General features: G+C 69.2%; 10 protein-coding genes. 6 read left to right on the plus strand and 4 right to left on the minus strand.

The annotated features are described in order from the left end of the window. Window positions 1-50: 50 nt before the first annotated feature. Entirely contained in the window at window positions 51-659 is a 609-nt protein-coding gene (locus VN378_RS01460) for a TetR/AcrR family transcriptional regulator (RefSeq protein ID WP_325740283.1), read from the plus strand. Here the strand turns inward: VN378_RS01460 and VN378_RS01465 are convergent. Beyond that, the gene (locus VN378_RS01465) at window positions 646-1,257 is read right to left on the minus strand and encodes a TIGR02466 family protein (protein ID WP_325740285.1); all 612 of its coding nucleotides are present in this window, start codon (window positions 1,255-1,257) and stop codon (window positions 646-648) included. The genes VN378_RS01460 and VN378_RS01465 overlap by 14 nt on opposite strands. Window positions 1,258-1,401: 144 nt before the next feature. Beyond that, a complete protein-coding gene (locus tag VN378_RS01470) occupies window positions 1,402-2,160 on the minus strand; it encodes a tRNA1(Val) (adenine(37)-N6)-methyltransferase (RefSeq protein ID WP_325740287.1) in 759 nt (252 codons plus the stop codon). Between the two features lie 116 nt (window positions 2,161-2,276). On the opposite strand from VN378_RS01470, the gene VN378_RS01475 reads away from it, so the two are divergent. Continuing rightward, on the plus strand, window positions 2,277-3,293 hold the full coding sequence (locus VN378_RS01475; protein WP_414642199.1) for a polyprenyl synthetase family protein: 1,017 nt from the start codon (window positions 2,277-2,279) through the stop codon (window positions 3,291-3,293). A gap of 146 nt (window positions 3,294-3,439) precedes the next feature. Here the strand turns inward: VN378_RS01475 and VN378_RS01480 are convergent, their stop codons facing one another. Together VN378_RS01480 and VN378_RS01485 are read right to left on the minus strand one after the other, a co-directional pair. Continuing rightward, complete coding sequence (locus tag VN378_RS01480) at window positions 3,440-4,645, minus strand: pyridoxal phosphate-dependent aminotransferase (RefSeq protein ID WP_325740289.1); 1,206 nt, start codon at window positions 4,643-4,645, stop codon at window positions 3,440-3,442. Between the two features lie 71 nt (window positions 4,646-4,716). Beyond that, on the minus strand, window positions 4,717-6,165 hold the full coding sequence (locus tag VN378_RS01485; RefSeq protein WP_325740291.1) for a serine hydrolase domain-containing protein: 1,449 nt from the start codon (window positions 6,163-6,165) through the stop codon (window positions 4,717-4,719). 126 nt (window positions 6,166-6,291) lie between these two features. Here VN378_RS01485 and VN378_RS01490 point away from each other — a divergent pair, with 126 nt between their 5' ends. From VN378_RS01490 to mreC, 4 genes are all read left to right on the plus strand, one after another. Then, a complete protein-coding gene (locus VN378_RS01490; protein ID WP_325740293.1) occupies window positions 6,292-7,011 on the plus strand; it encodes a TVP38/TMEM64 family protein in 720 nt (239 codons plus the stop codon). An 87-nt stretch (window positions 7,012-7,098) separates the two neighbouring features. Further along, window positions 7,099-7,542: a hemerythrin domain-containing protein gene (locus VN378_RS01495; protein ID WP_325740295.1), complete on the plus strand. Its 444-nt coding sequence runs from the start codon at window positions 7,099-7,101 to the stop codon at window positions 7,540-7,542. Between the two features lie 197 nt (window positions 7,543-7,739). Then, window positions 7,740-8,780, plus strand: a complete 1,041-nt coding sequence (locus VN378_RS01500; RefSeq protein ID WP_056450471.1) for a rod shape-determining protein — start codon at window positions 7,740-7,742, stop codon at window positions 8,778-8,780. 138 nt (window positions 8,781-8,918) lie between these two features. Continuing rightward, a partial coding sequence (gene mreC / locus VN378_RS01505) for a rod shape-determining protein MreC (protein WP_325740298.1) occupies window positions 8,919-9,942 on the plus strand: 1,024 nt, incomplete at its 3' end.

Below are 9,942 nucleotides of genomic sequence, written 5' to 3' on the forward strand. Positions count from 1 at the left end.
CGTCAAGGGATTATGTATCGCTCGTTAGAAAAAGAGGTCCGAAAGACGCCATGGCCGGCCGTCCCCGCAGTTTCGATCGTGATGAAGCCCTGTCCCGCGCCCTCCAGGTGTTCTGGAGCAAGGGCTATGCGGACGCGTCCATGACCGATCTGACCGGGGCGATGGGGATCAATTCGCCCAGCCTCTACGCCGCCTTCGGCAGCAAGGAGGACCTCTTCCGCGAGGCGGTTCGCCTCTACACCGACACCGCGGGCGTCGCCCTGTGGGCCTCGATGCGCGAGGCGCGGACGGCGCGGGAGGCGATCGAGGGCCTGCTGCTGGCGACGGCCGAGGCCAACAGTCGGTACGATCGGCCCAAGGGCTGCTTGCTCGTGCTGTCGGGCGCCCACCCTGACGCCCTGCCGGACGGAGCCTGCGGCGAGGTGGCGAAAATCCGCACGGATTCGATGGCGACGATGGAGGCGCGGCTGCGGGAGGGTCAGGCGGCGGGCGAGATCGCTGCGGACGCCGACCCGGCGGCCATCGCCGCCTTCTACACCACGGTCCAGCAGGGCATGACCTTCCGCGCCCGCGAGGGCGCCACGGCCGCCGAACTGCGCGGCACGGCGCGCGCGGCCATGCTGGCCTGGGACGGTCTGGCCGGCGTCAGGCGTAGTTGAAGCTGATCGAAATCCGCTCGGCCTTCGCCGCGTTCGGCGGGACCTCGTGGCGCAGCCAGCTTTCCCACATCAGCACCGTGCCCGCCTGCGGGGCCAGATAGACGAAGGGCTTCTCGGCCTCGGGCGCGTCGGCCTGGACGCCGGGACGAGCCATCATCATCGGCAGGCGCGGGTCCTCCAGCTTCAGGGCCGAGGCGCCGTCCGGGACCTCGACATAGACGGTGCCGCTCAGGAAGGCGTGCGGATGGATGTGGCCGCTGTGTCCGCCGCCGGGCTTGAGGATGTTGACCCAAAGGCTGTCCAGCCGCGGCCTGCGCGCCAGATCGAAATTCAGCGCCTTGGCATAGAGCAGGGCGTGCCGGTCCAGATGGCGCTTCAGCTCGGCGAACTCGGGCGTCCGGTGCGGCAGATCGGCCAGCGAGCCGTAGGAGGTATAGCCGCGATAGCCATGCTCGCGGCACCAGGCCCGTCCGGCCTGATCCTCGACGGCCAGCATGCGGCAGGCGTCGGCCAGGCCGGCGTTGAAGGCGGCGAAGCCGGGGCCTGCGGCCAGCGAGGCTTCATAGACCTGGGTGACGAAGAGGGGGCGCAGGGACATGGATGGCACATATCCCTTCTCCCCCTGCGGGAGAAGGTGGCCGAGCGTAGCGAGGTCGGATGAGGGGTTTCACCGGGCTGCGCGACCCCTCATCCGTCAGCCATCGGCTGCCACCTTCTCCCGCAAGGGGAGAAGGACAAGGAGTCACCAGCCCAGCGCCGCCTCGCCCCGCAGGATCGCCTCCGCCTCGGCCGTGTGCTTTGGCCCTGACCGGTCGTGCAGCACCAGCGGCGGCAACAGCCGCAGCGGCGCCTTGCCCGTCTTGATCGCACTGACCAGCACTCGTTTGGCTGGTTCATCCGTATACGGATGAACGCCTCGTACAGCAAAGGATCCGGCCTTTTCTCCTAGCAGCGCCAGCAGATTGGCCAGCCGGTCGGCGCGGTGGATGACCACGATCCGGCCGCCCTCGCGCACCCCCTTCAGCAGGAAGTCCGTCCACGCCTTCAGGCCGTCGTCCGCCATCCACGCCGCGCGCTTGCCGGGTGCAGGCACGCGCAATGCGCCGGGGTTGTCGAAGAAGGGGGGATTGCTGACCGCCCAGTCGAACGGCTCCAGTCCCATCGCCCGGAAGCCGGCGGCCACGTCGCCCTCGACGATGGTCGCCTTTGCCCCGTTCAGCGCCGCATTCTCCCGCGCCAGCGCCGCCATGGCCGGATCGCGCTCCACCCCGGTCAGGCTGACGCCCGGCCGCCGCGCCGCGATCTGCATCAGCACCGCCCCCGCGCCGCAACCCGCTTCCAGCACCCGCTGCCCCGGCGCCGTCTCCACGGCGGCGGCCAGCAGAGCCGCGTCCATGCCCGCGCGATAGCCCTTCGCGGGCTGGCGCAGCCGGACGCGGCCGCCCAGCAGGGCGTTCTCGACGATTTCGACGCCGTCGGATTGAGATGGTGCGGCGGTCACGCGGCTTGACCCTTCATGGCCCGATCACCATTGTGCGCCGCATCGCCGCCCGGCAAGGCGGCGGCTGGATTTTCCGGCGCGATCCTCCCCCCGCGCCGCGCCGAGTGAGTTTTCCGTTGGACGCTGTCACCGTCGCCGATCCCCGCTCGAAGGGAGACGTCGAGCCGCTGGTTCGGCTGGCGAAGGGCGACATGGCGGCCGTCGACGCCCTGATCCTCGCCCGCATGCAATCCCAGGTGCCGGTGATTCCGTTGCTGGCCGACCATCTGGTCAGCGCCGGCGGCAAGCGGCTGCGTCCGCTGCTGACCGTCGCCGCCGCCCGCGCCTCGGGCGCGACGGGCGAGATCACCGCCGCGGTCAAGCTGGCCGCCGCGGTCGAGTTCATCCACACCGCCACCCTGTTGCACGACGACGTCGTGGATGGCTCGAACCTGCGCCGCGGCAAGACCGCCGCCCACCTGATCTGGGGCGCGCCGTCCAGCGTGCTGGTCGGCGACTTCCTGTTCGCCCGCGCCTTCGAGCTCATGGTCGAGATCGGCCAGATGCGCGCCCTGGGCATCCTCGCCCGGGCCTCCAGCGTCATCGCCGAGGGCGAGGTGCTGCAGCTGACACGCGCCCACGACCTGAACCTGGACCAGGAAACCTATCTGCGCATCATCTCGGCCAAGACCGCCGAGCTGTTCGCGGCCGCCGCCGAATCGGGCGCGGTCGGGGCGGGGGCGGGCGAGAAGGCGGTCGAGGCCCTTCGCGCCTATGGCCTGAACCTGGGCCTGGCCTTCCAGCTGGCCGACGACGCCCTCGACTATGGCGGTATATCCGAGGAACTGGGCAAGAACGCCGGCGACGACTTCCGCGAGGGCAAGGTGACCATGCCCCTGCTGCTGGCCGCCGCCCGCACGCGCGGCCGCGAGGACGCCTTCTGGGACCGCACCATCAACAAGGGCCAGCGCACCGAGGACGACTTCCGTCGCGCGCGAGAACTGGTCATCGGCTCGGGCGCCATCGGCGCGACCCTGGCCACGGCCCATGAATACGCCGACGCGGCCAAGGCCTCGTTGAAAGACCTTCCGGCGAACGAATGGCGGGATGCGCTGGAACAGCTGGCCGATTTCGCGGTGTCGCGGGCGGCGTGACTGCTTCTCCCTCCCCCCGGGGGAGGGTGGTCGCGCAGCGACCGGGTGGGAGCGGCCCGGCTGGACAGACGCGATACTTTTTCAGCCGGCCCCGCCCCGCCGATGCTCCGCATCGACGACCCTCCCCCGGAGGGGGAGGGAGACGGTCAGCGCAGCCCCGCGCAGAACCGCTGGATGCGGCGGCAGGCTTCTTCCAGCACCGATTCCGAGGTCGCATAGCTGATGCGGAAATAGGGGCTCAGACCGAAGGCCGATCCCTGCACCACGGCCACGCCCTCCGCGTCCAGCAGGGCGGTCGCGAACGTATCGTCGGTGTCGATCACGGTCCCGTCCCCGGTCCGCTTGCCGATCAGCCCCTCGATCGACGGATAGACGTAGAAGGCGCCCTCGGGCGTGGCGCAGCGGATGCCGGTCGCCTGGTTCAGCATCGACACGACCAGGTCGCGCCGAGCCTCGAAATGCTTCGCGCGCTCGGCGATGAAGTCCTGCTGCCCGTTCAGCGCCTCGACCGCCGCCCACTGGCTGACCGACGACGGGTTGGACGTGGTCTGCCCCGCCACCTTGCGCATCAGGTCGATCAGCGGCTTCGGTCCGCCCGCATAGCCGATGCGCCAGCCGGTCATGGCGTAGGCCTTGGACACCCCGTTCACCGTCAGCGTCCGCTCGTAGAGATCGGGCGCGACCTGGGCGATCGTCTTGTAGTCGAAGTCGCCGTAGATCAGGTGCTCGTACATGTCGTCGGTCATCACCCAGACCTGCGGATGACAGCGCAGCACGGCGGCCAGCCCCTCCAGCTCGGCGCCCGTATAGGCCGCGCCGGTCGGGTTGGACGGGCTGTTCAGGATCAGCCATTTCGTCCGCGGCGTGATCGCCGCCTCCAGCGCCTCGGGCTTCAGCTTGAAGCCGTCGGCCTCGTGCCCGACCACCGTCACCGGCTCGCCGCCGGCCAGCAGCACCATGTCGGGGTAGGACACCCAGTAGGGCGCCGGCACGATCACCTCGTCGCCGGGCGACAGGGTAGCCAGCAAGGCGTTGTAGATCACCGTCTTGCCGCCCGGGGCGACATGGATCTGGTTCACGCCATAGACCAGGCCGTTCTCACGCGCGAACTTGGCCGCCACGGCCGCCTTCAGCTCGGGAATGCCGTCCACGTCGGTGTACTTGGTCTCGCCCCGGCGGATGGCCGCGATGGCGGCCTCCTTGACGTTCTCGGGGGTGTCGAAGTCCGGCTCGCCGGCCCCCAGCCCGATCACGTCGCGGCCCTCGCGCTTCAGCTCGCGGGCGCGGGCGGTCACCGCCAGTGTGGCCGACGGCTTGACGCGGGCGAGGGCGGACGACTGCAGGCTGGACATGGCGACTCCCGTGGAAGGCGCGCATCTTTACGCAGTTGCGAAAGAGCGATCAAATGCGGACGGGACAGGCGTTACGCCGCGGCGGCGATCAAGCCGCGGATCGCGTCGGCCAGGCCGGGGGCGGCGCCGTCCTGATTGCCCAGAACGACGACCACATATCCCTTGTCGACATAGATCTCGAGCTGGCTGCTGACGCCGTCGAACTGTCCTTCATGGCCCACGATCCGCCCGGCCATGGAGCGGGTGATCATGAAGCCGCCGCCATACTCATGCGGGGGTTGGTCGGTCCAAAGCCAGGCCCGCGAGGTCTCGGAAATCAGGCGGCCGTCCTGCAAGGCCAGGGCGAAGCGGTGGAGATCGCCCACGGTGGAGAAGCCGCCCCCGGCCGGGCTCCCCCGGTAAGGTGAAAGCAGGGTGTTTTCGCGCCAGCCCAGCGGGGCGTCCGGCGCCCAAGCATATCCGGTCGCCAGGTTCGCGACAGGGTCGTCCATTGGCCAGGAGTCCGTGCTGGCCATCCCGGCGGGCTGGAAGATATGGTCGCGCACATAGGCGAAATAGTCCTGGCCCGACACGCGTTCGATCACCACCCCCGCCAGAAGCATGCCGGTGTTGCTGTAGCGATAGTCTGAACCGGGCCGGAACGCTGGCCGCTCGCCCTGGACGAGAGCCGCGTAGTCCGCCAGATTTCGAAACCTCAAGCGCGAGCTTCTCTGGAACTCCGGCCCCAGAAAACTGCCCAGACCGCTTGTATGGGTCAGGAGGTGCCGCACCGTGATGGTGCTGCTCACATCGGCCGGCAGCCACGTTTCATCGACGTATCGGCTCAGCGGATCGTCCAGCGACAAACGTCCGGCCTCCACCAACTGCATGACGGCCACGGCCGTGAACATCTTGTTCATCGAGCCGAGGTTGAACCGCGTGTCGATCGTATTCGGCGCCATGTAGCGGCGGCTGGCGAGGCCGCACGCGCCTTGAGCGAGCACGTCGGGCCCTTTCGCCACGAGGAAGGCGCCGGAAAATACGTTCGCGTTGCAGCCCCGATTCGCCAGTAAACGTGTCCGGCTCGAGAACTCCCCCGCCGAAAGGATCGGCTCCGGCATGGGAGCCCATGGCGGTGCAGGTCCCGGATCGAGGTTGGCGACTTTCTGGTCCGGACCAGCTTCCAGGTCCAGCGTGACCCCTATCAGCGCTCCGTAGAGTCGGCTGCGCAGCAGCGCCACCACGGTGTCCTCGTCGCGCATGCGCGTTTCGACCAGATCCACCCCGCCGAGCACCCTGTGCTGGGTTTCGAAGAAGCCTACGAACGCCTTGCGAGGCACGCCTTCCACCAAGGCGGCTGCCGTATGCTCATTCCGAAAAGCATCCGCCGCCTGCTGATCAGGTGCGTTCACAGCGGCGACATAGGCCGCCACGTGATTCTCAACGGCAGCGGGAACCGGCTCCTGCAAACCTGCCTGGGCGGCCGATGACAGGCCCAGGAGGGCGAAGACCGCTAGATACTTGAAGCCTGATATCGACATGGCATGCCCCCGAAGAGTCCAAGCTGAGCAGGAAGGGCGATATGTGTCATTCTCGCGGCGGAACGTGATGTTGGCGCGCGGCTCCTTGATCTCGCGGAGTCGCCTTTCAGGTGTTAACTCCGCCCCATGCGCCGCGTCCTCGACTTCATCCTCAACATGGAAGGCCGCCGCTGGCGGGCGGTGCTGGCGACGGCGTTGCTGCTCGGTGCGACGCTCGCCCTGCTGGCGATCGGCAAGAGCCAGCTGGGACTGGCGGCCGAGGAGAATCTCGAGGCCTGGCTGCAGGGCTGGTCCGGCAGTCCGTGGGCGTTCGCGGCCACGGTGATCCTGTTCATCGTCGCCGCCTTCATCGGCGCGCCCCAGTTCATCCTGATCGCCGCCTGCGTCGTCGCCTTCGGGCCGTCGCTGGGCTTCTTCTACAGCTGGGCGGCCACCATCGTTTCCGCGGGCGTCACCTACTGGCTGGGACGCGGACCGACGGCGCGGCTGGTCGATCGTTTCGGCGGGCGCACCATGGGCCGGCTCAAGGGGTTCGTCGGCAAGAACGCCTTCTACGCCAGCTTCATGATCCGCAACGTGCCCTCGGCGCCCTTCATCGTCGTCAACATGGCCTTCGGCGCGACCCGGGCGTCGTTCTGGCGCTTCCTTGCGGGCTGCGCCCTGGGCGTGCTGCCCAAGACGGCCCTGGTGTCCTTCTTCGGCGGGGCCGTAGTCTCGGCGGTCAGCGGCGACGGGGTCTGGACCTCGCTGATTCTGGCCGGCGTCGCCGTGGTCTGGCTGGGGCTGATGCTGGGCGTGCGCGAGCTGGTGAAACGGCGCGAGGCCGCCTCGGACGCCGGGGCGTAGGGGCGCCCTGCCGACATTCGGCGGCTCCTTCAGGCCACCTTAACGCTGCCGACCCATGATTGCGCTTTGTGGTTGTAGGGTCGCGTAATGGACACCGAGGCGCTGAGCCGGCAGCACCGGTCGATCATCGACAAGGCTTCGCTGCTCGGAGGCCGCTGCCGGCAGATCAGGACGCGCGAGGACGCCGATGAGGCGCGCCGCCTGATCGCGGAGGTCGACCTGGAGCTGGTCGCCCATCTGTCGATCGAGGACGCGGAGCTTTTTCCGTTGCTGATGGACGCTCGCGATGAGGGGCTGCGCCTTCTGGGCTCCGAGGCGTTCGATGACGTCGGCGGGCTGCTCGAAATCTGGTTCCGGTTCCGCGATCACTGGACCGTGACCGCCATGCTTGCCGATCCCCGGCGCTTCGCCATGGCGACGGGCGGGGTGCTGGGCGCGCTGTCTGTCCGGGTCGAGATGGAGGAGGACAGCCTGTACCCGGCCGCCGACGCCGCCGCCCGCCGCGGCGGGCGGCTCGACACCGCCGCCTGAGCGCGGTCACGGCTTCGACAGCGGCGCCTGCGGGGGCTTGTATTCGCCGTCACACACGGGCAAACGAGCCGGAAGGTCGGTCAGGCGATAACGATCAGGAGACGGTGCGTGGGGATGCGTATCGTCGGGGCGTCGCCGAAGCGGATCGAGACTGACGCACGCCCCTCCAAGGCCCGAAAGAACGGTATCCCGGACCCATGTTCTCAAGCATTTTCGGCGCGATCTCCAACGACATCGCCATCGACCTCGGCACCGCCAACACCCTGATCTACATGAAGGGCAAGGGCATCGTCCTGAACGAGCCGTCCGTGGTCGCCCTTCGCAACGTCGGCGGGCGCAAGATCGTCCACGCCGTGGGCATAGAGGCCAAGCAGATGCTGGGCCGCACCCCCGGCCACATGGAAGCCATCCGTCCCATGCGCGACGGGGTCATCGCCGACTTCGAAGTCGCCGAGGAGATGATCAAGCACTTCATCCGCAAGGTTCATAACCGCAAGGGCTTCGTGAACCCCAAGGTCATCGTCTGCGTGCCGTCGGGCGCCACCGCCGTCGAGCGCCGGGCGATCAACGACTCCTGCCTCAACGCCTCGGCCCGCCGCGTCGGCCTGATCGACGAGCCGATGGCCGCCGCGATCGGCGCCGGCCTGCCGATCCACGAACCGACCGGCTCGATGGTCGTCGACATCGGCGGCGGCACCACCGAGGTGGCCGTACTGTCCCTGTCGGGCATCGTCTATTCGCGCTCGGTCCGCGTCGGCGGCGACAAGATGGACGAGGCGATCATCTCCTACATGCGCCGCAACCATAACCTTCTGATCGGCGAGACCACCGCCGAGCGCATCAAGAAGGACATCGGCACCGCCCGCATCCCGGCCGACGGCGAAGGCCTGTCGATCGACGTCAAGGGCCGCGACCTGATGCAGGGCGTGCCCCGCGAGGTCCGCATCTCGGAACGCCAGGCCGCCGAGGCCCTGGCCGAGCCGGTGACCCAGATCGTCGAGGCCGTGAAGGTCGCACTGGAAGCCACCCCGCCCGAACTGGCCGCCGACATCGCCGACAAGGGCATCATGCTGACCGGCGGCGGCGCCCTGCTGCGCGGCCTCGACGCCGAGATCCGCGACCACACCGGCCTGCCGGTCTCGGTCGCCGACGATCCGCTGTCCTGCGTCGCCATCGGCTGCGGCCGGGTGCTCGAGCATCCGCGCTGGATGAAGGGCGTGCTAGACTCGGCCCTCTAGGGGTCAGGTCGAAACATCGCCTTGAATCCCTGTCATTGCGGGGTTCGCGCCGGTTTCCAACTGGCCCGGATTTTGCGATAGGCTGCAGACGTCGGCGGGGGGCTCCCGCTGATTCCCTCTTTCCCAGGAAGGCGCGCCGTGGCGTTTCGCGACGGACCGTTTGAGAACATCAAGGTGCCGCTGGTCTGGACCGCGGCGGTCGCCGTCGTGCTCGCCGCGATCGGCTGCATCCTGCTGCTGATCAGCGACGCCCGGGCCCAGACCTCGCCCTACCAGCCCGTCCGTTCGGGCGCCGAGGCGGTGGCCGGTCCGGTCGGCGGCGTCTTCGCCGCCCCGGTTCGCTGGTTCGGCCACGCCACCGACTATGTCGGCGGCTATTTCTTCGCCGTCTCCGAGAACCGCCGCCTCCGGCGCGAGCTGGCCGAACTGGCGCCGTGGCGCGACCAGGCCATCGCCCTCAAGAACGTCAACGCCCGCTATGAGGCCATGCTGGGCATCCGGCCCGAGCCGCCCGTGGCCATGCAGACGGCCCGCTCCATCTCCGACACCCGCGGCCCGTTCTCGCGCGCCCGCCTGATCGACGCCGGCTCGGCCAAGGGCGTCAAGGTCGGCAATCCCGTCATCAACGAGCACGGCCTGGTCGGCCGCATCGTCGGAACCTCGCCGGGGGTCAGCCGGATGGTGCTGCTGACCGACGTCGCCAGCCGCACGCCCGTGCTGGTCGACCGCACCGACGCCCGCGCCCTGCTGACCGGCGACGGCAGCGACAATCCACGGCTCGAATTCATCCGCGGCGTCGGCTCCGTCCAGGCCGGCGACCGCATCCTGTCCTCGGGCGACGGCGGCGGCTTCCCGCGCGGCGTGCCCATCGGCGTCGCCGCCAAGGGGATCGACGGCTCGTGGCGGGTCAAGCTGTTCAGCGACCGGGGGGCCATCGACTATGTTCGCGTCATGCTGTTCGAGGACTTCGGCCAGCTGATCGGGTCGGACGACCTCAACGCCCCGCCCCTGGCCGCCCTTGGCACCCTGTCCGAGGCCACGGCGGCCCAGACCGGCGCCATCGCCGATTCCGCCGCCCGCCGCGACGCCGCCCGCGACCGCGCCGAACAGTCCAGCGCCGCCGCGGCCCGCGCCGACGCCGCCGAGGCCGCCCGGCCCCGAC

Source organism: Brevundimonas sp. (assembly GCF_035561115.1).
Taxonomy (GTDB): domain Bacteria; phylum Pseudomonadota; class Alphaproteobacteria; order Caulobacterales; family Caulobacteraceae; genus Brevundimonas.